This is a genomic window from Amycolatopsis kentuckyensis (assembly GCF_002155975.1).
GTDB classification, from domain to species: domain Bacteria; phylum Actinomycetota; class Actinomycetes; order Mycobacteriales; family Pseudonocardiaceae; genus Amycolatopsis; species Amycolatopsis kentuckyensis.
Map to the genome: position 1 here is coordinate 1 of NZ_MUMI01000532.1, position 22790 is coordinate 22790.

Below are 22790 nucleotides of genomic sequence, written 5' to 3' on the forward strand. Positions count from 1 at the left end.
ACCGCCGGGGACGGCCACGAGCTCGGAATGCGTCTGCTGGTCGATGGCTACCCGGGCCAGGCCCCCGCCGGGCAGCCCTGGGACCTGGCCGCCGGAGCGCCGCTGCCCCCGACCGGCTGGCCGACCGGGGGGATGACCGCCCTGGTCTTCCGCCGCGACTGGTCCCCGCAGAACGGCAACGCGCCCTACCTGGCCTGCGACCGCCGGGCGCTCGTTGGCCACCCATGGGCGACCCAGCATCCGGAACGGGCGTGGAATCCGGCGCGGTCGATCGAGTTCTACCTCGAGCAGATTCACCACGAACTGACCGCCGCGACGATGCCGCAACCTTGACCGGAGGCCCTTCGATGCCTGATACGTCTCGTGGCCTCGTGATCGACGCGAGGCTGTTCGCGGACTTGCTCGCGCAACTCGCTCACCGCGGTGGCGGTGTCCGCGAATCCGGCGCGTTCCTGCTCGCCCCTGGCGACCGTGCAGACGAACGCTGGGTCGTGGTGACCGCGTTCGCGCTCTACGACGATCTCGATCCGCGCTCGCTGACCGGCGGGATCACCTTTCACGCCGAGGGTTACAGCGCGTTGGCCGAGAAGTGCCGGCGCAACCGCGTACGGGTCGTCAGCGACATCCACACGCATCCGCGTGCCTGGGTGGGCCAAAGTCGGACCGACGCGGCGCACCCGATGTCCGCGCTGCCCGGGCACATCGCGCTGATCGCGCCGAACTACGCATCCGGTGACATCGCGGTCCACGACCTGGGTGCACACGTGCACCTCGGCGGCGGCCGCTGGCGGTCCAGCTACGGCGACGAGGTCGGGACGCTCTTGCGCGTCTCCGGCGGCCGCCGTGGCTCGTGGCTGACGTCCTGGCTGCGCGCGCTACACCACCGCGTGCGCCAAGTACTCACCCTTCGGAGGAGCCGATGACCGACAAGATTCCGGTCGACGAGGTGAACCGCACGGCGTTGCTCGCCGTGCACGACGGCACCGAGCCCACCTTGGAAGCCGCGCTTGCCTCGCAAGCCGGCACCGGGGTGATGATCTATGCGGACGCGGAGACCTGCGCCGCAGCGGACGGGCAGGCGGCCTTGCTCACGGCCGTCGCTACCAGTGTGCGGGCCTTCGGCCACGTGCACGTACTGGCCGAACTACCCGAGGCCGTGCTCGGTGCCGGCGTCGCGCGGGGCAGGACCTTGGCCGAAGCCCTGCGGTGCGAAGGTGCCTCGGTCGACGCCCGCCAGGGTGCTGACGAACACCCCGAGTGGCCGATCTTGCTGATCGGCGCCACTTCGCCGCCAGGTCACGGCGCGGCCCGGGTCGTTTTGCGCGCTTCCTGGTCGGGCTGGACCGCGACGGTCGCACCTGCGGCCGACGCCGTCCCGGACGTCGACCCGGCCTGCCCGCTGGCGGCGATCGCCGCGGGAGCGTTGGGCGTCAGTGAGGTCTTCGGCGCTATCCGGGCGCGGCCGGGCGAGGACAGCGGCTTCCGGACCGCGACGATGAACCTCTGGTGTCCCGGTGGCGACGACGCCGGCCCGGTCTTGAGGTACGCCCCGCGCGACTGGTGGCTGGTCGGTCTCGGCCACCTCGGGCAAGCCCAAGCCTGGGTGCTGAGCTGGCTGCCGTACCGGTCCGGAGAGCCAACCGAGATCGTGGTGCAGGACACCGATCGCACCATCCTGGCGAACCACAGCACGGGGCTGCTCACCCCCCGCGGGTCGACCGGGGCCCCGAAGACGCGGCTCGTGGCCGCGGCCCTCGAAGACTCAGGCTTCGCCACGAGCATTCTCGAACGCCGCCTCGGCGCAGACCTTCGTGTTGCCGACACGGAACCCCACGTGGCACTCCTCGGCGTCGACAACCTGCCGACACGGCGCCTCACTTCCGGCGCCGGCTGGCGGTTCGCCGTCGATGTCGGCCTGGGCGCCGGGTCGGCCGACTTCTCCTCGATGCTGCTGCGTCGGTTCCCCGGGGCCCAGCGCAGTGAAGAAGTGGCTGCCTGGACCTCGACACCAGCGGGACCGCCGGAGGTCCCAGCCAGCGCGGCGTTCCGCGACCTCGCCACGCGCGGCGACCCCTGCGGCGTGATCACCCTCGCCGGTACGGCCGTCGGACTCTCCTTCGTCGGCGTCGTCGCGGCCTGCCTAGCCGTCGCGGAAGCCTGCCGCGAGCTGAACGGCGGCCCCGGTCACGACATTCTCACCTTCGACCTTGTCACGATGCACACCACGGAGGCGCTCGCGGCCGCCCCGGCCGACGTCATCGGCGCCACTTTGGACAGTTGGTGACCACGACGAACAGGGGCGCGGAGCTTCGCGGGTCGCAACGGGTCACACGAGGCCGCGCAGGACGAGATCGAGCATCGCGAGCACCCGGCCCGGCAGGTCGAGGGGCTCCGGTTCGGAGCCGATCCACCTGAGCAACGTGGAGAAGTAGTCGGCGGCGAGCAGTGTGGCTGGTCTGCTCCGCGTCCACGTCCGGCCGGAACTCGCCCGGCGGCGATGAGTTCGCTGAGCTTTGGGTCCAGACTGAGCCGGCGCAAGGCGTCACCGTCTGCCGGGGAGAGGGACCTGATCGACACGCTCCCGTACCTCGGGCTGAACCTGGCGCAGGCGCCGGAGGATCTGCTGCGGACGCTGTTCGAGGTCACCCAGCTGGCCATCCGGATTGACGCCGACGGCGACCGTGCGACACTGGAGATCACACTTCCCGAAGATCAGCTGCCGGGTGATCGCCGGCGCAGCGGAAAGGATCACCGAGGAGATGTCTTCACAAGTAGCGCCCGTGGGGCGTGCTTGTGAGGTTGCTGTCCGTGCCCCCGGTGAGATTCGAACTCACACTGGACGGGTTTTGAATCCGTTGCCTCTGCCAGTTGGGCTACGGGGGCGTGACGTCGTGACTCTACGGGATCACCGGACCCCGCCCGCCTCCGGGGGCGGGCACGGACAAGCGAGTGTCGCGCCCGCCACTACGTGGTGAACGCCATCTCTCGTTCTGGATCGTTCCCGGTAGGCTTCAGGTTCGCGGAACGCCGCGAGACGTCAACACCCGCCGAGTCTTCAGGAGGACCCCGGTGACCGATCAGGCTACCGAGGCCAATGGTGCCGACACCGTGCCGCAGCGTCGGGTGCTCGTTGCGGAAGACGAGGCTCTCATTCGGCTCGACCTCGTCGAAATGCTGCGTGAAGAGGGCTATGAAGTCGTCGGCGAGGCCGGGGATGGCGAGCAGGCCATCTCCCTCGCCACCGATCTGAAGCCCGATCTCGTGATCCTCGACGTCAAGATGCCCAAGCTCGACGGCATCGAGGCCGCCGCCAAGATCACCGGGGACCGGATCGCTCCCGTGGTCATCCTCACCGCCTTCAGCCAGCGGGATCTGGTGGAACGAGCGAGGGATGCCGGGACCATGGCCTATCTCGTCAAGCCCTTCGCCAAGCGGGATCTCGTGCCCGCCATCGAGCTCGCCGTCAGCCGGTTCTCCGAGCTGCAGGCTCTCGAGGCCGAGGTTGCCGGGCTCACCGACCGGCTCGAGACGCGGAAGGTCATCGACCGCGCCAAGGGCCTGCTCATGAGCCGCCAGGGGCTTACCGAGCCCGATGCCTTCCGGTGGATCCAGCGCACCGCCATGGACCGGCGGACCACCATGAAGGCCGTGGCCGAGGCGGTCGTCGAGAGCATCGGAAGCTAGCCGGACCGACGGCCGGCAGGCAGAATCACCCAGGTGAAACTCCGCCTGCTGGCCGTCGTCGTCCTCCTCAGCGCGGCAGGCTGCCAGGCTGGACAGCCCAGCACGCCCGCGCCGGCGACCTACGAGCTGCCGCCGCGGCAGGTCCGGCCCGACGAAACCGCGCTCAAGCTGCCGCCCGCCAGGAACGGCGACACCGAGTTCACCCTGATCGGCCTCGCCGCCGGGCTGCCCAGCATCACCGGGAGTCACACCGAGTTCCCCGCCAAGGGCCAGTTCGTGCGGCTGCGGCTCGTCGTCACCAACACCGGCACCTCCAGCGTCCTGTTCGACACCGGGCGCCAGCTGCTCGTCGACGACCAGGGCACCCCCCACCCGCCGGAAGAGCAGGCCACGATCATCAAGCGCCAGCCACGGCAGTTCGACCTCGGGCACGGCGTGCGCGTCGAGTTCGACCTCTACTGGGACATCCCCAAGGACCGGAAGCCGGTCACGCTGCGGGCCTTCGGCGGGCCCACCATCACCGACATGAAGAACGTCACCGGCACCGACATCAAGCTGTGAAAAAAGGGGCCCGGCACCGAAGTGCCGGGCCCCTGGAAAAGAACCTCAGACGCCGAGGTCGCCACCGAGGTAGGCGGCCCGGACCTGCGGGTCGTCCAGGAGGTCGACCCCGCGGGCGCTCTTGACCACCCGACCGGTCTCGAGCACGTACGCCCGGTCGGACAGCTTCAGCGCCTGCTGGGCGTTCTGCTCGACCAGCAGCACCGTCGTGCCGCGCTTGTTGATCTCCCGGATGATGTCGAAGATCTGCGCGATCAGCATCGGCGCCAGGCCCATCGACGGCTCGTCGAGCAGCAGCACCTTCGGCTTCGTCATCAGCGCGCGGCCGATGGCGATCATCTGCTGCTCGCCGCCGGACATCGTGCCGCCGAACTGCGTCCGGCGCTCGTTCAGCCGGGGGAACAGCTCGTAGACCTCGTCGAGGTCGGCCTGGAGGTCGTCCTTGCGGGTGTAGGCACCCATCAGGAGGTTCTCCTGCACCGTCATGCCCGGGAACACGCCCCGGCCTTCCGGCGACTGGCCGATCCCGAGCAGCACGCGCTTGTGCCCCGGGGTCTTCGAGATGTCCTGGCCGTTGAACAGGATCCGGCCGCTGGTGAGCGGCCGCAGCCCCGAGATCGTCTTGAGCGTCGTGGTCTTGCCGGCGCCGTTGGCCCCGATCAGCGACACGATCTCGCCCTCGTCGACCTGGATGCTCATGCCCTTGAGGGCGGCGATCTTGCCGTAGTGGACGTTGATGTCCTGGACGTCAAGAAGCATCTTCGGCCACCCCCAGGTACGCCTCGATGACCTTCTGGTTGGTCTGCACTTCCTGAGGGAGCCCTTCCGCGATCTTCTGCCCGAAGTCGAGCACGGCCAGCCGGTCGCTGATGTGCATGACCAGGCCCATGTCGTGTTCGATGAGCAGCACGGTCCGGCCGTCGTCCCGGATCTTGCGGATCAGCGCCTGCAGGGCGTTCTTCTCCGCCGGGTTCATGCCCGCCGCGGGCTCGTCGAGCAGCAGCAGCTTCGGGTCGGTCGCCAGCGCCCGCGCGATCTCCAGCCGGCGCTGGTCGCCGTAGGAGAGGTTCTTCGCGGTCTCGTGCTCCACCTTGCCGATGCCGACGAAGTCGAGCAGCTCACGCGCCCGCTCGCGGCCGCGCTTCTCCTCCTTGCGGTGCCACGGCAGGCCGAGCACCGCGCCGATCGCGCCGGTCTTGTGGTGCGCGTCCGCACCGACCATGACGTTCTCGAGCGCCGACATGTTGTGGAACAGCCGGATGTTCTGGAACGTCCGGGCGATGCCGCGCTTGGTGACCTGGAAGCGCTTCATCCCGTCGATGCGGTCGCCGTCGAAGCGCACCTGGCCCTCGGTCGGCTGGTAGACGCCGGTGACCACGTTGAACACCGTGGTCTTGCCCGCGCCGTTCGGGCCGATCAGGGCGAAGATCTCGCCTTCGTTGATGGAGATGTTCACTTCGCGCAGGGCGGTGACACCGCCGAACCGCATCGTGATGTTGTCGAATTCGAGCAAGGGACTCACTTGGCCACCTCCGCCGGGGCTTCGGTGCCCGGTCCGGCCACTTCGCCACCGAGCGAGCCCATACCGCCGGTGCCTTCCCGCAGCTCGGCTTTTCGTTGTCGTGAGGGCAGGATGCCTTCGGGCCGCAGCGCCATCATCAGCACCAGGACCGCGCCGAACAGCAGGATCCGGAACTCCGCCGGGTCCTTGTCGCCGAGCAGGTGCTTCAGCCACTCGACGGACCGGAGGCGCTCGGGGATCCAGGCCACCAGGAAGGCGCCGAGGATGACGCCCGGCAGGTTGCCCGCGCCGCCCAGCACGACCGCGGCGAGGATCGTCGCGGACAGGATGAACGGGAAGTTGTCCGGGGCGATGAACACGGCCTTGCTGGCGTAGATGCCACCCGCGAAGCCACCGATCATCGCGCCGATCGCGAAGGCGAGCAGCTTGAACTTGAACGTCGGCACGCCCATCAGCTCGGCGGCGTCCTCGTCCTCGCGGATCGCGGCCCACGCGCGCCCGACCCGGCTCTTCTGCAGCCGCACCGAGAACACGATCACCAGCACGATCGCGACCAGGATCAGGTAGTAGTACGGCGCCGGGTCGAGCAGGAACTCCATGCCGAAGATCGGCGAGGGGTGCGGGATGTTGGTGATCCCGCGGGCCCCGCCGATGGCGTTGGTGTTGTTCGCCGTGATCCGGACGATCTCCCCGAACCCGAGGGTGACGATCGCCAGGTAGTCACCGCGCAGCCGCAGGGTCGGGGCGCCGAGGATGACGCCCGACACCGCGGCGAGCACGATCCCGACCAGGATCGTGGGCCAGACGTTCCAGCCGAACTGCGTGCCGAAGATCGCCACGGTGTACGCGCCGATCGCGAAGAACGCCACGAACCCGAGGTCCAGCATGCCGGCCAGGCCGACCACGATGTTCAGGCCGATCGCCAGCAGGATGTAGGTCCCGATCGGGAAGATCAGGACGCTCGTCCAGTCCGAGGCCGGCGACATGAACGAGCCGATCCAGGGAGCCGGGAGGATCAGCGCGAACACGATCAGGGCGATGTAGACGAGGTAGCGCTGCCACATCGGCGCGTGCTGCCACCAGTCCCGCGCGCCGTTGACCGGCTGGAACGAGCGGCGAGTGTTTTCCTGGGTAGTCACACCGTCGCCTTTCATGCGCGAGCTCGCTGGAGGGATTCACCGAGAATGCCGGTGGGGCGGAACATGAGCACGAGCACGAGGACCACGAACGCCGTGACGTCCTTCCACTCGGAACCGAGGAAGATCGCGCTCCAGTTCTCGACCAGGCCGAGCACGATTCCGCCGAGGAGCGCGCCGCGCAGGTTGCCGATACCGCCGAGCACTGCCGCGGTGAACGCCTTGATCCCGAGCACGAAACCGACGCGGTAGCCGGTGTTCTCCAGTTCCATCAGGTAGAGCGCGGAGGCCACACCGGCCATCGCGCCGCCCAGCAGGAAGGTGATCCGCACGATGCGGTCGATCGAGACGCCCATCAGCACGGCGGCCTCGGGATCCTGGGCGGTCGCCCGGATGCCGCGGCCGATGCGGGTGCGCCGCACGAGCTGGTCCAGCACCACCATGACGATCACCGCGCCGATGATGACCAGGACCTGGTCGGTGCGGACGACGGCGTTGCCGACCGGGAACAGCGTGTCGCGGTCGACGAACCGCGGCGCGTTCTGCGGGACACGGCCCGACTTTTCGAAGACGTTGGGGATGATCACCAGCGCGAAGAGCTCCTGCAGGAAGATCGACGCGCCGATCGCGGAGATCAGGGCCGCGAGCTTCGACGAGCCGCGCTTGCGCAGCGGCCGGTAGGCGACCTGCTCCAGCACGACCGCGGAACCGCCGGACACGACCGCGGAGGCGAGCATGAGCGCGAGCAGGAGCAGGATCATCGCACCGAGGCCCACCACGATGTTGCCGGAGGTGGCGATGCTGGCCAGGATGAACAGGGACGTCATCGTCCCGATCATGAAGATTTCGGAGTGGGCGAAGTTGATCAGCCGCAGGACGCCGTAGACCATTGTGTAGCCGAGGGCGACGAGGGCGTAGATGGAGCCGAGAACCAGTCCGCCGATGGTGCTGCCGAGGAACTGGTCTTGCAGGGTCTGCAACATGACGTGAGCGCCTTACGAGACAGGGCAAGGACAGGGGGATACGGGCCGGGAGCGGGGGTGCTGTGTTCGCACAGCGCCCCCGCTCCCGTCTGGTGTTCTCCCGCTGCGTCAGCCGGTGATCTTGGCTTCGGTCGACGCACCGAGGTTCTTGATCGCGCCACTGACCACCTGGTAGACGTAGATCGCGTTCGTCTCCGGCTCACCGTTGGCCTTGAACTTGATCTGCTTCGAGACGCCCTTGAAGTCCGCGGTCTTCAGGAAGTTGTTGATCGTCTCGCCGGTGGTGTTGCCCGCCTTGACCGCGTTGATGATGGCGGTCGCGGCGTCGTAGCCCTCCGTCGCGTAGATCGCCGGGTCGACGTTGAACTTCTGCTTGTACTTGGTGGCGAACTCGCTCGGGGTGCTCGCGTCCGGGATGTTGCACGGGCAGCCGATGACGGCGCCTTCGGCCGCCGCGGCACCGGCGCCGGAGACCAGCTGCGGGTCGAGCGAACCGTCGCCGGTGGCGAAGATGGCCTTCACGCCGCCGTCACGCAGCTGCTTGAGCAGCGGGCCGCCCTGCGCGTAGTAGCCACCGAAGGTGATGATGTCCGGGTTGGCCGCCTTGACCTTCTGCACGGTCGAGGAGTAGTCCGGCGCGTCCTTCGGGAACTTGTCGCGCTGAACCGTGACGCCCTTCTCCTTGAAGGTCTTCTCGAACGCGTCCGCGAGGCCGACGCTGTACTCCTGGTCGTCCGAGAGGACGAACGCCGTCTTCGGCGACTTCGCCGTGATCAGGAAGTTGGCGATGGCGGGGCCCTGGTCGTCGTCGTTCGCCACGACGCGGTGCCAGTAGCTCCAGTTGTTCTTCGCCAGGCCCGGGTTGGTCGCCGACGGCGAGACACTCGGGATCTTGTTCTGCTCGAGCTGGCCGCCGATGGCCTTCGACTCGCCGGAGAAGGCCGGGCCGATCAGCGCGGTGATCTTGTCCGAGCCGATCGCCGTGGTGATCAGCGAGGTCGCCTGGTCGGGCTTGCCCTGGCTGTCGTAGGGCTTCAGCTCGAGCTTGGTCTTCGGATTCGTGGCGTTGTACTCGTCGATGGCGAGCTGCGCACCGTTGCGGGGCGGGATCACGATCCCGGAGTTCTCCCCGGTCAGGTCACCCATGAACCCGATCTTCAGCGTGCTGCCGTCACCACTGCTCGACGAGCCGCCACCGGCGCAGCCCGCCAGCGCGAGCGACGTCGCCGCTGCGAGGGCGAGAACCCGTCCAAAACGCACTCCTGACACCGACTACCTCCCATGACCAACCAGCCGCCGGTAGGCGTTGCCCCCGACACAGGGGCTAGGTTAGGGCAGGAAGATATCCCTCTCGCCCGTCTTGTGCACAGGCGGCCTCACTACTCTGTGTCCACATCGTGACGATCGCAACCGACACGAATTGCACGAAAAGGCGAACGATGTTTCGCGACAGGCCGCCGCTGGTCACGCAGCGATGCTAAGTATCCGGGCCTGTTCTGCGAATGGGTGACAGCGATGTTTCACCGGTATGTCATCGCCCATTTCGGCTACCGGTGCGTGGCCGGTTTCCGGTGACCCGCGGTTCACACTGGCGGGGTCCCGGCGGAGCCGGCACCGCCGTAGGGATGCACCTTACGTCCGGTTCGGGGGACCGGCTGGACCACCCCCGAAGTCAGGTCTGCCCGAACGGCCGCCCGCCCGGGCCCGGCCGTCACAACCAACGGTTGTCGCCGGCCCCGGAACGGCTGTTGGACCCGCCCCGGCCTCCGGCGGTTGGCTGGTGACAGCCGAAGAAGAAGGAGAGCGAGATGAGCGAACTGATCGAGGGCGTGGCGGCGGGGGTGCCGTTCCTGGCGGTACCGCCGCCTGCCCCGGACGTGCCGGCGGCGCTGGTGGCGGGCTGGCACCTGATGGACGTACCGGCCAGTGAACGGGCGATGGCGGACGCCGTCCCGATGGCGGGCCTGCAGGCGTGGCGCGTGTACTTCGGGCTCCCGCTCTCCGGGGCACGGCTGCCCGAGGGCGGCCCCGAGGAGGTCTTCCGGCGCGCGAGCGAGGACGCCGTCCTCAACGTCTTCGAGCCGGTGACCGAGCAGGCCGCGGGCGAGTTCCCGGCCGCGCTGGCCGAACTGCGCGACCGGCTGCCCGGCGCGACCGGGCCGCTCGGGGTGTTCGGCGGCTCGGCCGGGGCGATCGTGGCCCTGGAGGTGCTGGCCCGCGGGGACGCCGACGTCGCGGCCGCGGCGGTGGCCAGCCCGGTCGTCCAGCTCGCGCCGATGATCACGGCCAACGAGCGCCGCTTCGGGGTGACCTACGCGTGGACCGAGCGCTCCCGCGCGGTCGCGGCGCGCTACGACTACGTGGACCGGGCCGCCGAGCTGACCGCGCCGCTGCTGCAGGTCGTCGGCGCGGACGACGACGTCGCCGTGCGCGAGCCCGCGGAGGCGCTGCACGCGAAGCTGGGGGCCGAGCTGGTGACGGTCGACGGGATGGCGCACGAGTTCCCGCCGGGGACGCCGGCCGCGGCCCGCGTCGACGCCGCGTTCAGCGAGTGGTTCGCGCGGCGGTTGCGAGGCTGACGTCGCCGGAGGGCAGCCAGGCGTGCTCCGGGTCGTAGGCGCACCAGTCCTCTTCGCGGCTGGTGCGCCCGGCGACGGCCAGCAGCCGCCGCAACGCTGGGTGCGCCTTGCCGCGCCGCCAGACCAGCGACCACGGGAACAGCGGGGACGGCTCGAACGGCAGCACCTTGAGGTTCAGGTCGGGCGCCAGTTCCATGTCGGCGCCGGCCAGGGTGACGCGCCGCTTGCCGTACCGCGTCTGTTCCAGGGTGTGCCGCAGGTCGTAGCTGACGCCGGAGTCGTCGATCGGGACGCCGAACTCCCCGCACAGCTCGTGCAGGTAGGACAGCCATTCGGCCGGCCCGCCGAGCCCGGGCAGCCAGATCCCGTCGGCACGCAGCTCTTCCAGCCGCAGCACGTCCTGCACGGCCAGCGGGTGCTCCGGCGCCAGCAGGGCGACCAGCGGCTCGAGCCGGACCGGCCGGTGTTCCAGCTCGTCCGGCAGCGGCCGCCCGCAGCCGGTCACCCGGCCGAAGGCGGCGTCGAGCTCCCCGGACAGCAGCGGGTCGATCGCGTTGGCGAACCCGCGCCCGGCGACCCGGTCGATGCGCAGCCCCGGTTCGTGCGCGGCCAGCCGCCGGAGCAGGAACATCGGCGAGAGCCGGTGGTCGACGAGGTCGAGGCGCAGCGGCCGGTCCTCGGCGCCCATCGCGGCGACGGCGGCGTCGGCCACCTTCACCAGCTCGCGCGCGTGCGGGAGGAACCGCTCGCCGTCCGCGGTCAGCTCGACCGAGCGCGGCGTGCGCAGGAACAACGGGGTCGCGAGCGCGTCTTCGAGCTTCTTGATCCGCTTCGACAACGCCTGCTGGGTGAGGAACAGCGTCTGGGCGGCGCGCCCGAAGTGGCGCTGCTCCGCGGTCACCACGAACGCCCGGACCTGGGCGAGGTCGAGGTCCACGGGGGCTCAGGCGCCCGGCGGCCGGTCCCGGACCACGCAGGTGAGCCGCGCGGTGCAGGTGCGGCGGCCCTCGTCGTCGGTCAGCACGATCTCCGCGGTGATCGTGCCGCGGCCGACGTGCAGCGGCGTCGCCACCCCGGTGACCGTGCCCGCGCGGACGGCCCGGTGGTGCGTGCAGGACAGCTCCAGCCCCATCGCCGCGCGGTCGGGGCCCGCGTTCAGCGCGGCGACCGTCGAGCCCAGCGCCTCGGCGAGCACGGCGTTCGCGCCGCCGTGCAGCAGGCCGTACGGCTGGAGGTTGCCCGCCACCGGGATCGTGCCGACCACGCGTTCGGCGGTGGCCTCCAGGAGCTTCATGCCGACCTTGTCGTTCAGCTGCTGGTCCGCGGCGGCCGGATCGATCCCGGCGTAGTTCTCGACCGCGACGTCTGCGGCGCGTTCGGTCACGCAGTGCTCCTCTTCCTATGCGACACGTAAGAGTGTCGGACCCTCAGCCTAGACTCGGCCCCGTGAGCCCGAGTGAGAAGACGACCGTTGCCAACGCCACAGGAACCACCGCCACCGCCGAGCGGCCGAAGCTGCTGCTGATCGACGGTCATTCCATGGCCTACCGCGCGTTCTTCGCCCTGCCCGCGGAGAACTTCAGGACCAAGACCGGCCAGGTCACGAACGCGGTCTTCGGCTTCACCTCGATGCTCATCAACCTCCTGCGCGACGAAGCGCCGACCCACCTCGCGGTGGCGTTCGACCTCTCGCGCAAGACGTTCCGCTCGGAGACGTACGCCGACTACAAGGCGAACCGCAGCACGACGCCGGACGAGTTCCGCGGCCAGGTGGACCTGGTCAAGGAGGTCCTCCAGGTGCTCGGCATCCCGTCGCTGGTGAAGGAGAACTTCGAAGCCGACGACATCATCGCCACGCTCACCACGCAGGCGACGGCCGACGGCTTCGACGTGCTCATCTGCACCGGCGACCGCGACGCGCTGCAGCTGGTCACCGAGCACGTCACCGTGCTGTACCCGAAGCGCGGCGTCTCGGAGATGACCCGGTTCACCCCGGACGCCGTCGAGGAGAAGTACGGGCTCACCCCGCGCCAGTACCCGGACTTCGCCGCGCTGCGCGGCGACCCCTCGGACAACCTGCCGAGCATCCCCGGCGTCGGCGAGAAGACCGCGGCCAAGTGGATCAGGCAGTTCGGCTCGCTCGGCGACCTGATCGACCGCGTGGACGAGGTCAAGGGCAAGGTCGGCGACGCGCTGCGGGCGCACCTGTCCTCGGTCCAGCTCAACCGGCAGCTCACCGAGCTGATCCGGGACGTCGAGCTGGAGATCGCGCCGTCCGGGCTGGAGCTGCGCCCGTGGGACCGCGAAGCGGTGCACGCGCTGTTCGACGAGCTCGAGTTCCGCGTCCTGCGGGACAGGCTGTTCGCGACGCTGCAGAGCGCCGAACCGGAAGCCGACGAAGGCTTCGAGGTCTCGGGGTCCGCGCTCGCCCCGGGCGCACTGGGCGCGTGGCTGACCGCGCACGCGGGCGCGGGGGAGCCGGTGGCCCTGTCCTTCCGCGCCGTGGGCACGTCGGTCCGGTCCGACCTGCGCGCGATCGCCTTCGCGACGGCGGACGGCGAAGGAGCGTACGTCGACGTCACGGCGATGGACCAGGCCGACGACGCGGCGCTCGCCGCCTGGCTGGCCGATCCGGGCATCCGCAAGACCGGCCACGACCTCAAGGTCCCGCTGCACGCGATCCGCGCCCGCGGCTGGGCCCTCGCCGGACTCACCATGGACACCGCGCTGGCCGCGTACCTCGTGCGCCCGGGGCAGCGCACGTTCGAGCTGGACGACCTCGCGCTGCGCTACCTCCACCGCGAGCTGCGCTCGGAGACCGACGGCGGCGACGGGCAGCTGTCGCTGCTCGACGGCGGCGCGGAAGGCCTGGAGCAGAAGGAGATCCAAGACGAGCTGGTCAAGGCCCGCGCGATCTTCGAGCTGGCCGGCGCCCTCGAGAAGGAACTCGAGCAGATCGGCGGCGCGAAGCTGCTCGCCGAGCTGGAGCTGCCCCTGCTGGAGGTGATCACCGAACTGGAGGCCGCCGGAGTCGCCGTCGACCTGGAGCAGCTGACCACGCTCGAGGCGCACTACCTCTCACGCGTCACGCAGGCCGCCGAAGAGGCGTACGCGGTGATCGGCAAGCAGATCAACCTCGGCTCGCCGAAACAGCTGCAGGTCGTGCTGTTCGACGAGCTCGGCATGCCGAAGACCAAGCGCACCAAGACCGGCTACACCACCGACGCCGAGGCGCTGCAGGGCCTGTTCGAGAAGACCGAGCACCCGTTCCTGCAGCACATGCTGGAGCACCGGGACGCGACGAAGCTGCGCACGACCGTCGAGGGCCTGATCAAGTCCGTCGCCGACGACGGGCGCATCCACACCACGCTGCTGCAGACGATCGCGGCCACCGGACGGCTGTCCTCGACCGAGCCGAACCTGCAGAACATCCCGGTCCGCACCGAGGAAGGCCGCCGCATCCGCGACGCCTTCGTCGTCGGCGAAGGCTTCACCGAGCTGATGACCGCGGACTACAGCCAGATCGAAATGCGGATCATGGCGCACCTCTCGCAGGACGAGGGGCTCATCGAGGCGTTCAACTCCGGCGAGGACCTGCACACGTTCGTGGCGTCGCGGGCGTTCTCCCTGCCGCCGGAGGAGATCACGCCGGAGCTGCGCTACCGCGTCAAGGCGATGTCGTACGGCCTCGCGTACGGGTTGTCGGCGTACGGGCTTTCGCAGCAGCTGCGGATCTCCACCGAAGAAGCCAAGGAACAGATGGAGGCGTACTTCGCGCGCTTCGGCGGCATCAGCGACTACCTCCACTCGGTCGTCGGCGTCGCGGCGAAGAACGGCTACACCGAAACGGTCTTCGGGCGCCGCCGCTACCTGCCGGACCTCAACAGCGACAACCGCCAGCGCCGCGAGATGGCCGAGCGGATGGCGCTCAACGCCCCGATCCAGGGCAGCGCGGCCGACATCATCAAGGTCGCGATGCTCAACGTCCACCGCGCGCTGGTCGAGGCGAAGCTGAAGAGCCGGATCCTGCTGCAGGTCCACGACGAACTGGTGCTGGAAGTCGCGGACGGCGAGAAGGAACAGCTGGAGCAGCTGGTGCGCGAGGGCATGGGCTCGGCGTACGCGCTGGCGGTGCCGCTCGAGGTGTCGGTCGGCTACGGCCGGTCGTGGAACGAAGCCGCGCACTAGTACTTCCACGCAGCGTCACGGCCCGGATCACCGGGTCGTGACGCGGAACTACTCGGGCGGACGTCGTCGGGTGTCACCTGCCGCGACGATGCTGGGCGCCATGGCCAGTGACTTCCAGCGGCGCAAGATCTCCGGCGTCTTCGGTGCGATGGACGCCGACGGCGACGGGTTCCTGACGGAGACCGACTTCCGGGCGCTCACCGCGAGGTGGCTCGACCTCCGCGGCACCGACGCGGGCACGCCGGACGGGCAGAAGCTCACCGCGGTCCTGATGGGCTGGTGGAGCACCCTCGACACCGCCGCGGGCGGTGGCGGCAAAGTCAGCCTCGACCAGGTGCTCCAGGTCGTCGACGCCCTGCCGGCGATGCCGGGCGCGGTCATCGGCACGGCCGAGGCGATGTTCGAGGCCGTCGACGAAAACGGCGACGGCGTCATCTCCGCGACGGAGTACGAGCGCCTCATCGCGGCCTGGAACGGCGTCGGCACACCGTCCGATGACGTCTTCGCCCTCCTCGACTCTGACGGCGACGGCCGCCTGTCCCGAGAAGAGTTCTCCCGGCACTGGTTCGAGTTCTGGGCCGGCGACGACCCGGCCGCGCCCGGCAGCCGCGTGTTCGGCCGCTTCTGAACGCGCGTTGTGCCGAACGGATGACTCCGTTCGGGTGAGCCATTACCCCTGGGTAGGGAGGTCGGCGGCGGCGCGCGGCGATCACGGCGTAGGGTCCGCCGAATGGGGTTCGAGCGTGAGCGACGACGCTGGCGGGTCCGGTTGCACGACGAACTCGGCCGGGTGTGCGGGGCGGGCACGGTACTGGACGAGTACCACGTGCTCACGAGCGCGCACGTCGTCGAGACCGCCGGTGGTCCACGATCCGCGCTGAGCGTCGACTTCGTCGGCCTGGCCGAAGCCATGCCCGCCACGGCGACCGTCGTCGAAGGCTGCTGGGTGCCCTCCGACGGTGGCGGCCACGGCGATCTCGCCCTGCTGCGCCTGGAGCGTCCCGAATCCCGCGTGTTCCGCGCCCCGCTGCACCGCATGCCGCTCGGCGAGCACCAGCTCGTCCGCGCGTTCGGGTTCCCGCCCGGCTCGGTCGGCCGCTGGACGCTCGCCCGGCTCGGCGGCCCCGAGCAGACCGGCGGCGAGTGGGTCCGCCTCTTCCGCACGGCCGAGGCCGAACCCCTCGGCCCCGGCTTCGGCGGCACGGCGGTGATCGACGAGGCGACCGGTCACGTCGTCGGCATGGTCGTCGGCAAGGACACCGGCACCTGGATGGTCCCGGTCGAGACCATGCTGGGGCACCTGCCCCAGCTGAGCATCTGGACGTCCGGCAGCCCGGCCGTCGACGCGAGCTTCTCGCGTCCGGTCGGCGAGGCCGTCGACGTCTCCTTCGTGCAGCGCGTCGCCGACTGGTTCGCCAACGCCGAGCCGGGGACGGTCTGGGTCGTCGACACCGGCGAGGCCGGCTCGCCCGTCGCGGCGGCGTTGCGGTTCGGGATCGTGCTCGCCGACCGGGAACGTTCCCTCGGTGTGCCCGGCCTGCCGCAGGCGTTCGGCCAGATGCCGCCGCCGGGCAGCGTGGACCTGGCGGTCGACGCGACCGGCCGCACGGCCGACGCGGTCCGCCACCGCATCGCCGACCGGCTCACGACCGGGGTCGCGGGCCGCACGCTGGTCGTCGACGCGATCGACGACTCGGCCGAGCCCGACCGGCTCGTCGGCGAGGTGCTGGCCCCGCTCGCCGGCCGCGCGGCCGAGCTGGGGCTGCGTCTGCTGCTGGGCTTCCGGGAAGAGTCGTCGCCGGGGGTGGCGGCGGTGCGGGCGAGCACCGGCCAGGCCCGCCCGGCCCCGGACGACCTCGCCGGCCGCCTGGAGGTCCTGACCCAGGCGGTGGCGGAGCTGGCCGAGATCGAGGCGTACCAGCTGCGGGTGGCGACGCGCTTCACGGGCGTCGCGATGCTGCCGGCCCGGGCGCAGCGGCTGAAGGGCGCGCTGAAGCAGCTCCGTTCGGCAGAGGTGGACGGCGACGCGGAGTGGGTCGAGCGCCACATCGACAGCCACGAGCACGCGGTGGCCCCGGCGGTCGAGGACGGCCGCCGCCAGCGGGCGGTCCTCGACGGGCTGGTGGCCCGCCGCGAGGAGCTGCGAGCCCGGTTGGCGGGCGACCTCGAGCTGGCCCGCGAGCAGGGACTGGTGGGCGACCCGGAGATCGAGCAGGCGTACACCCCGGCGAAGAGGCTCCTGATCGACGGCCCCTGCGAGCTGACAGCAGCGGCCACAGCGGTCGACACGTACGCGGCGGCGGTCCGGGCGAGGATCGAAGACCGCGGCTGACCCCGGTTGCGGGCGCCCGGAATTGTCGGTGCCGGCTGATAGCGTGGAAAACGGGGGGCGCCCCTGCGGGCCCGGCTGCACGCAAGCGGGCCCGGCTGCACGCAAGCGGGCGCAGCCGGGCGAAAGCGGCTAGCGCCGGCCCAAGCCCCGGATCAGCACCATCACCGCGTCCCGCACCTCCGCGCGGGTTCGGTGCGGTCCGAACACCTGCCAGTCCAGCGCCACCACCAGCATCGTGCCGAACAGCCCCGCCGCCGCCGTCGGGATTTCGACTCCCTCCGGCAACCGCCCCTGCTCGTCGAGTCGGGACAACTGCTGCTTCACGATCGAAATGATCTCCTCGCGCAGCAGCGACAGCGTCCCGTGCCACTGGCCCGGCGTCCGCCACAGCTCGCTCACCAGGATCTGCGAGAACCCCGGGTACTGCGCGATGAACTCCAGCGTCGTGTCGACCTGCGCCTCGATCACGTCCAGCGGATCACCGTCGGACACCGCCGAGCGCAGGCGGGCGGCGAGCATGTCCACCCCGTACCGCAGCAGGGCGTCGACCAGGCCGTCCTTCGAACCGAAGTTGTAGTAGACCGTGCCCTTCGCGACGCCCGCCGCCGCCGCGATGTCGTCGACCGTCAAGCCCACCAGGCCCCGGCTCTTCGAGAGCTCAAGCGTCGCCTCGAAGAGCTTCTGCTTCGTCGCGCCGCTCACAGGCTCAGCTCGGGCTTGAGGGCCGACACCGTCCAAACGCGACGCTTGCGGGCGGCCAATGTGGACACCAGGATCCCGCCCACGAGGTAGGCCAGCAGCACGCCGATGTCACCGAGCAGCCGTCCCGTCGAGGCGCCGCTGTAGAACAGGTGGCGGAAGCCGTCGATCGCGTAGCCCATCGGCAGCACCACGTGCAGCGGGTACAGCGCGTCCGGGATCGTCTGCCACGGGAACGTGCCGCCCGCGCTCACCAGCTGCAGCACCAGCAGCACCAGGCCGAGGAACTTGCCGACCGCGCCGAAGAACGCGTTGAGCGCGTGCACCACCGAGGTGAACGTCAGCGAGACCAGCACGGCGAACCCGATCGCCTCCAGCGGGTGGGCGATGTGGATGCCGACCAGCCAGGTCACCGCGCCGAACAGGACGACGACCTGCGCCGTGCCCAGCAGCGCCGAGGACAGCCAGCCGCCGGCCGCGACGCGGAACGGTGCCGCGCCCGCGGTCAGCGCGCGCGTCGAGAGCGGGCGCAGGATCAGGAACAGCACGAACGCGCCGATCCAGGTGGCCAGCGAGATGAAGAACGGGGCGAGGCCGGCGCCGTACGTGCCGGCCGACGCCTCGCCGTTGGCGTTCACCGCCACCGGGTCCGCGATCGTGTTGGCCGTCGCCGAGCGGGTCGGGTCGTCGGGGTTCGGGATCTGCTTGAGCCCGGCCGCGAGCCCGTCGCGCAGCTTCACCGCGCCGTCGGCGAGCTGGGTGGTGCCGTTGACGGCCGTCTTCTCGCCGTCGCTGAGCTGGGACGCGCCGTCACGCAGCTGGTTCGCGCCGTCGGACGCCTGGGCGATGCCGCTCGCCAGCTGTGGGGACGCCGCGGCCAGCTTCGCCGCGCCGTCGGACACCTGGCGGGCGCCGTCGGCCAGCTTCGCGAGGTCGCCGTTGGCCTGCTGAATCTTGCTGTTGGCCTGGTCGACGGGGGAGCGCAGCTGGTCGGCCTTGGCGACGATCGCCTGCACCTGGGTCTCCGGCACGCCGGCGCCGCGCAGGTCCGTCACCAGCTGGGTGCGGTAGCCGTCGAGCTTGCCCTGGATGTCGGACGACGCCGTCGCGGCGACCGAAGCGGCGTCGGCGACCTTCTGGTCACCGGCGGCCACCTGCGAGGCGCCGTTGGCCAACTGCTGCGTCTGCGACGGCAGGGACGCGGTGGCGCTCTTGAGCGTGCCGAGGCCGGTCGCCAGCGTCGACGAGCCGTCCGCGAGCTTCGCCGCGCCGTCGGCCAGCTGCTGCTGCCCGGACTTCAGCTGCGTGGCGCCGTCGGCGAGCTGCGACGCGCCGGTCGAGGCCTCCTGGATCTTGGCGTAGATCGTGGAGAAGCCGACCAGGAACCGGTCCGCGGCCTCGCTGCCGACCTTCTCCGCGATCGTCTTGCGCACCTGCTCGGCGACCTGCTTGGCGATGGTGCCGGAGAGGTAGTTGTTGGCGTCGTTGGTGGTCAGCGTGATCGTCGCCTGCTGCGGCTGGAAGTTGCCGACCGACAGCAGCGCGGCGGAGAAGCCGCTCGGGATGCCGATCGCGAACGAGTACTTGTCGTCGCGGACGCCGTCGCGGGCCTCCTGCTCGGACACCTCGTGCCACTGGAAGGTGCCGGACTTGACCAGCTCGTCGGTCACTTCGCGGCCCACGTTGCGCTCGTGGCCGCTGGAGTCCTTCGCACCGGTGTCGCTGGTGAAGACCGCGGCGGGCAGCTTGTCGAGCCGGCCGTACGGGTCGTAGTTCGCGTAGAGGTAGAAGGACGCGTAGAGCAGCGGCACCAGCACGAGCGCGACCAGCGCGAGCTTCGGCAGGGTGCCGGTGGAAAGGCGGCGCAGCTCGTTGCGCGCGATCCGGAAGGCGTTCATTCGGAGACTCCGTCAGTGCTCTCGGCGAGCTCTTCGGTGGGTTCGGGGACTGCTGGGACGCCCGTGGGAGCGAAGTGCTGCGGCGCGGGCTGCTCGGCCGCGCCGACGAGCGCGGGGGTGAAGGGCAGCGCGGACAGCGGGGTCGTCGCGGTCAGCACGACGACGGCGAGGCCGCGTTCGGCCAGCTCGCGCGCCAGCCCGGCCCAGCCGGCGACGTCACTGGTGTGCCGGTCGGGGGTGTCGAGCACGAGCACCCGCACGCCCTTGCGCTCGGCGGCCAGCTCGGCGAGCAGCCGCGTCCGCAGCGCGGGGGCGAGGTTCTCGAAGCGGGTGCCGGCGAACGGCGCGGCGTCGTGCTCGGCGAGCCAGCGGGCGACGTCCTCCTTGCCCGCCGGGCGGTGGGCCAGCGCCAGCTCCTCGCCGGCGACCACGCGCAGGGGCAGCGCGTCGTCCGGTTCGCTGACGCGCGGGGCGTCGACGACCGCGACGAGCTCGGTCAGCGGGGCATCGACGCCCTCGGCGTGCACCGTGCCGGTGGTCGGCTTGAGCCGGCCGGCCAGCGCGAGGCCGAACGCCGTGACGCCGACGCCGGGTTCACCGTGCACGATCGCCAGGTCGCCCTCGCCGACGGTCAGCGAGGTGGGCGGTAACAAGGTGCCGTGGTGCCCTTCGAGGGACACCCGATCGGCTCGGACCTGCACGATTTCTCCCGCTTCGCGAACTTTTGAACTGACCGGTCAGTTCAAAAACTAGTCCCGGCGGGAGGCCGCGGCAAGATCACCGGACGCACGTCACACTTGTGGGTGGTTCACCGGCGCGTGGATCAGCGCAGCGCCGCCGCCGGGCGCACCTCCCACGTCGTCCACAGTGGACGATAGCCCTGCCGGTGCCAGAACACCGAGGACAGCGGGTTGGTCGGGTTGTAGTACAGGTACGTGCGGGTCGCGCCGCCGCGGTGCAGCTCCCGGTGCACGTGGGCCATCAGCGCCCGGCCGAAGCCCCCGCCGCGCTCGCCCGGCAGGGTGACGACATTGTTCACGTACCCCCAGCGGCCGAGCGGGAGCAGTTCGGCCGCCTCGCTGCCCGGGGTCGCGTCCACCCACGCGCAGTGCGCGAGCGCGCGGGTTTCCCCGTCCTCTTCGGCCACCCAGACGAGCGGCTCACTCTCGGCGAGGGCCGTCCGCAGGGCGGGTCCCAGCAGGGCGGCGGTGTTGGCGCGGCGCGGCGCGGCGACGAGCCCCGTGTAGTCGAACGTCGCCTCGGCCAGCTTCAGCGCGGTGTCGTAGTCGTTCGGCCCGGCACGCCGGACCGAAACCTCCGGCAGGGCCTCCGGCGGGCGCGCGGTGCGCACGCCGACCGCGGAGAGCGGCACGAGACCGTGGTCGAGGAAGGCGCGGATCGCTTCGGCGTCCCGGCTGGGCCAGACGACCACGCACGCCGAGTCGTCGCCGGTCTCCTCCGCCTCCAGCCGGCCCTTCAGTGCGCGCAACAGGACGTCCGCGCCTTCGGTGCCGGTGTCGCCGAAGTACGGGAAGAGCTGCCAGGTGTCGGCGGCCGACCACAGCATCGGGACGTCGCCGGGCGCGAACCGCAGGCGCTGCAGCACCCCGGTGACCTGCGTGCCGTCCGCGGTCGCCGCGTCCAGGCGCTCGCCGCCGGGCGGCGGCGCGGGCGGCGGCAGGAGTGCGTCGACGGCGGCGAAGCGCGCTCGGTGCGCCGCGAGCAGCGGCTCGGCGATGCCCATGGGTCCCCCTCGGTGCGTGTGTCGATCCCGGGCTCCGCCACCCGTACCCCGGGAAACCGCCAGTGGTCAGGACCAGGCCGGGCGGCGGAGCCACATGGTCCACAGAGGACGATAACCCTGCCGGTGCCAGAACACCGGCGAAAGCGGGTTCGCCGGATGGTAGAACAGGAACGTCCCGCGCACGTCGTGCTCCAGCAGCGCCCGGTGCGCCACCGCCATCAGCGCCCGGCCGACCCCGCCGCCGCGGGCCGCGGGCGCGACCGACAGCGTGTCGACGTACCCCCAGCGGCCCGGGAGCAGCCGGCCGTGGACGGAGTTGCCCGGCGCCGCCGAGGCCAGCGCGCAGGAGGCCAGGCCGGCCGGTACGCCGCCGTCCTCTTCGGCGAGCCAGACCAGCCCGCTGAAGCGCAGCGAGCGGACGACTTCGGCGCGCAGCAGCGCCCGGGCCCCCGGCCGCGGCACCGCCGTGCCGACCAGCGAGGTGTAGCGCCACTCGGCCAGCCGCAGCTCGGTCAGCGCGTCGACGTCGCCTTCCCCGGCCTTGCGGACGGTCACCGGTGCCGTCCCGGGGCCGGCGGGCGGCTCGGGGGCCCGCACGGCCAGGCACGTCATCGGCGCGAACCCGTGCGCCAGGAGCACCGCGGACCCTTCGGCGTCACGGCTCGGCCAGGTCAGCGAGCAGGCCGAGTCCGGGCCGGCGGGCGTTCCGCGCAGCCGGTCGCGCCACGCGCCCAGCAGCGCGGCGAGGCCCGCCGCGCCGCTGTCGCCCGGCACTGCGGTCAGGTCCCGGATGTCCGACGGCCCCCAGAGGGTGGGCCAGGACCCCGGCGCGTGCACGACCTGCGTCAGCAGGCCGCCCGCCTTGCGCCCGCCTGCGGTCACCACCAGCGGCTCGTTCGACGGCGACGGCGGGGCCGCGATCGGCGGGAGCAGCGGATCGAGCGCGGCGAACCGCGCGTTCTGCTGCTCCTCGAGGGTGGTCACGAGCGGTGCGTGCGGAAGATCGCGGTACCCGGGAAGAGCTTGCCGCGCAGCGGGCTCCACTGGCCCCACACCCGCGTGTGCCCGGCCGGCCACTCCGGCTCGACCAGGTCGGTCAGGGTGAACCCGGCCCCGGCCAGCGCGCGCACGTAGTCGCCGAGCGTGTGGTGGTACTCGACGTAGGTGGCGGTGCCCTCCTCGTCGACCTCGACGTACGGCGTGCGGTCGAAGTACGGCTGGGTGACGGTGAGCCCCTGCGGGCCCGGGTCGTCGGGGAAGATCCACCGCATCGGGTGCGTCACCGAGAACACCCACGGCGCGCCCGGTCGCAGCACCCGGTGCACCTCGGCGAAGACCGCGTCCACCGACGCCACGAACGGGATCGCGCCGAAGGCCGAGCAGGCCGCGTCGAAGCTGGCGGAGGCGAGCGGCAGGTGCTCGGCGTTGGCCTGCACGAGCGGGACGGCCAGGCCGGTGCGCGCG

At 71.0% G+C, this 22790-nt stretch carries 23 protein-coding genes and 1 tRNA gene; 10 read left to right on the forward strand and 14 right to left on the reverse strand.

What is annotated here, in order from left to right; all coding sequences use genetic code 11:
• From CCN39_RS40365 to CCN39_RS40380, 4 genes are all read left to right on the forward strand, one after another.
• The coding region (locus CCN39_RS40365; RefSeq protein ID WP_208630601.1) for a DUF7665 family protein at window positions 1-333 on the forward strand (333 nt) is incomplete at its 5' end.
• 38 nt (window positions 334-371) lie between these two features.
• Window positions 372-923 carry a hypothetical protein gene (locus CCN39_RS40370; protein WP_086851467.1) on the forward strand — a complete coding sequence of 184 codons (552 nt, stop codon included), beginning with the start codon at window positions 372-374 and terminating at the stop codon, window positions 921-923.
• A 23-nt stretch (window positions 924-946) separates the two neighbouring features.
• A complete protein-coding gene (locus tag CCN39_RS40375) occupies window positions 947-2284 on the forward strand; it encodes a hypothetical protein (RefSeq protein WP_143264340.1) in 1338 nt (445 codons plus the stop codon).
• Window positions 2285-2497: 213 nt separating this feature from the next.
• Entirely contained in the window at window positions 2498-2797 is a 300-nt protein-coding gene (locus CCN39_RS40380) for a hypothetical protein (RefSeq protein WP_086851471.1), read from the forward strand.
• A 12-nt stretch (window positions 2798-2809) separates the two neighbouring features.
• On the opposite strand, the gene CCN39_RS40385 is transcribed toward CCN39_RS40380, so the two are convergent.
• A tRNA-Leu gene (locus tag CCN39_RS40385) sits at window positions 2810-2883 on the reverse strand.
• 186 nt (window positions 2884-3069) lie between these two features.
• On the opposite strand from CCN39_RS40385, the gene CCN39_RS40390 reads away from it, so the two are divergent.
• Complete coding sequence (locus tag CCN39_RS40390; RefSeq protein WP_086851473.1) at window positions 3070-3684, forward strand: ANTAR domain-containing response regulator; 615 nt, start codon at window positions 3070-3072, stop codon at window positions 3682-3684.
• 33 nt (window positions 3685-3717) lie between these two features.
• Window positions 3718-4245, forward strand: a complete 528-nt coding sequence (locus CCN39_RS40395) for a DUF4352 domain-containing protein (protein ID WP_086851475.1) — start codon at window positions 3718-3720, stop codon at window positions 4243-4245.
• A 45-nt stretch (window positions 4246-4290) separates the two neighbouring features.
• On the opposite strand, the gene CCN39_RS40400 is transcribed toward CCN39_RS40395, so the two are convergent.
• The 5 genes from CCN39_RS40400 to CCN39_RS40420 all read right to left on the reverse strand — a co-directional run bounded on the left by CCN39_RS40400 (window position 4291) and on the right by CCN39_RS40420 (window position 9146).
• Window positions 4291-5004 carry an ABC transporter ATP-binding protein gene (locus CCN39_RS40400; protein ID WP_086851477.1) on the reverse strand — a complete coding sequence of 238 codons (714 nt, stop codon included), beginning with the start codon at window positions 5002-5004 and terminating at the stop codon, window positions 4291-4293.
• Window positions 4994-5767, reverse strand: coding sequence for an ABC transporter ATP-binding protein (locus CCN39_RS40405; RefSeq protein ID WP_086851479.1), 774 nt, complete (start codon window positions 5765-5767; stop codon window positions 4994-4996). Before CCN39_RS40405 ends, CCN39_RS40400 begins: the two co-directional genes overlap by 11 nt.
• Window positions 5764-6921 (reverse strand): ABC transporter permease subunit, encoded by a 1158-nt coding sequence (locus tag CCN39_RS40410; protein WP_086851481.1) that lies wholly within the window; start codon window positions 6919-6921, stop codon window positions 5764-5766. Before CCN39_RS40410 ends, CCN39_RS40405 begins: the two co-directional genes overlap by 4 nt.
• The gene (locus CCN39_RS40415) at window positions 6918-7886 is read right to left on the reverse strand and encodes a branched-chain amino acid ABC transporter permease (protein ID WP_086851483.1); all 969 of its coding nucleotides are present in this window, start codon (window positions 7884-7886) and stop codon (window positions 6918-6920) included. The genes CCN39_RS40410 and CCN39_RS40415 overlap by 4 nt, the downstream gene beginning before the upstream one ends.
• A 108-nt stretch (window positions 7887-7994) precedes the next feature.
• Window positions 7995-9146, reverse strand: a complete 1152-nt coding sequence (locus tag CCN39_RS40420; protein WP_086851485.1) for a branched-chain amino acid ABC transporter substrate-binding protein — start codon at window positions 9144-9146, stop codon at window positions 7995-7997.
• Between the two features lie 548 nt (window positions 9147-9694).
• Between CCN39_RS40420 and CCN39_RS40425 the strand changes: the two genes are divergently transcribed.
• Window positions 9695-10465 carry an alpha/beta hydrolase family protein gene (locus CCN39_RS40425; protein ID WP_086851486.1) on the forward strand — a complete coding sequence of 257 codons (771 nt, stop codon included), beginning with the start codon at window positions 9695-9697 and terminating at the stop codon, window positions 10463-10465.
• Here the strand turns inward: CCN39_RS40425 and CCN39_RS40430 are convergent.
• Window positions 10431-11402, reverse strand: coding sequence for a LysR family transcriptional regulator (locus tag CCN39_RS40430; RefSeq protein WP_086851488.1), 972 nt, complete (start codon window positions 11400-11402; stop codon window positions 10431-10433). The two genes, CCN39_RS40425 and CCN39_RS40430, sit on opposite strands and share 35 nt — an antisense overlap.
• A gap of 6 nt (window positions 11403-11408) precedes the next feature.
• Window positions 11409-11849: a hotdog fold thioesterase gene (locus tag CCN39_RS40435; protein WP_086851490.1), complete on the reverse strand. Its 441-nt coding sequence runs from the start codon at window positions 11847-11849 to the stop codon at window positions 11409-11411.
• 62 nt (window positions 11850-11911) lie between these two features.
• Here CCN39_RS40435 and polA point away from each other — a divergent pair, with 62 nt between their 5' ends.
• The 3 genes from polA (at window position 11912) to CCN39_RS40450 (ending at window position 16985) form a co-directional block, all read left to right on the forward strand.
• Window positions 11912-14653 (forward strand): DNA polymerase I, encoded by a 2742-nt coding sequence (gene polA, locus CCN39_RS40440; RefSeq protein ID WP_086851492.1) that lies wholly within the window; start codon window positions 11912-11914, stop codon window positions 14651-14653.
• An 88-nt stretch (window positions 14654-14741) separates the two neighbouring features.
• On the forward strand, window positions 14742-15281 hold the full coding sequence (locus CCN39_RS40445; protein WP_208630602.1) for an EF-hand domain-containing protein: 540 nt from the start codon (window positions 14742-14744) through the stop codon (window positions 15279-15281).
• 102 nt (window positions 15282-15383) lie between these two features.
• Entirely contained in the window at window positions 15384-16985 is a 1602-nt protein-coding gene (locus tag CCN39_RS40450; RefSeq protein WP_086851496.1) for a S1 family peptidase, read from the forward strand.
• A gap of 129 nt (window positions 16986-17114) precedes the next feature.
• Here CCN39_RS40450 and CCN39_RS40455 read toward each other — a convergent pair whose 3' ends face one another.
• From CCN39_RS40455 to CCN39_RS40480, 6 genes are all read right to left on the reverse strand, one after another.
• On the reverse strand, window positions 17115-17687 hold the full coding sequence (locus CCN39_RS40455) for a TetR/AcrR family transcriptional regulator (RefSeq protein ID WP_086851498.1): 573 nt from the start codon (window positions 17685-17687) through the stop codon (window positions 17115-17117).
• Complete coding sequence (locus CCN39_RS40460; protein WP_086851500.1) at window positions 17684-19582, reverse strand: YhgE/Pip domain-containing protein; 1899 nt, start codon at window positions 19580-19582, stop codon at window positions 17684-17686. The genes CCN39_RS40455 and CCN39_RS40460 overlap by 4 nt, the downstream gene beginning before the upstream one ends.
• Window positions 19579-20283, reverse strand: a complete 705-nt coding sequence (locus CCN39_RS40465) for a P-loop NTPase family protein (RefSeq protein ID WP_086851502.1) — start codon at window positions 20281-20283, stop codon at window positions 19579-19581. Before CCN39_RS40465 ends, CCN39_RS40460 begins: the two co-directional genes overlap by 4 nt.
• 122 nt (window positions 20284-20405) lie before the next feature.
• Entirely contained in the window at window positions 20406-21326 is a 921-nt protein-coding gene (locus tag CCN39_RS40470; RefSeq protein WP_086851504.1) for a GNAT family N-acetyltransferase, read from the reverse strand.
• A 66-nt stretch (window positions 21327-21392) separates the two neighbouring features.
• Entirely contained in the window at window positions 21393-22310 is a 918-nt protein-coding gene (locus CCN39_RS40475) for a GNAT family N-acetyltransferase (protein WP_086851505.1), read from the reverse strand.
• Window positions 22307-22790 (reverse strand): class I SAM-dependent methyltransferase (locus CCN39_RS40480; RefSeq protein ID WP_143264341.1); only part of this gene is annotated, 484 nt, incomplete at its 5' end. The genes CCN39_RS40480 and CCN39_RS40475, both read right to left, overlap by 4 nt.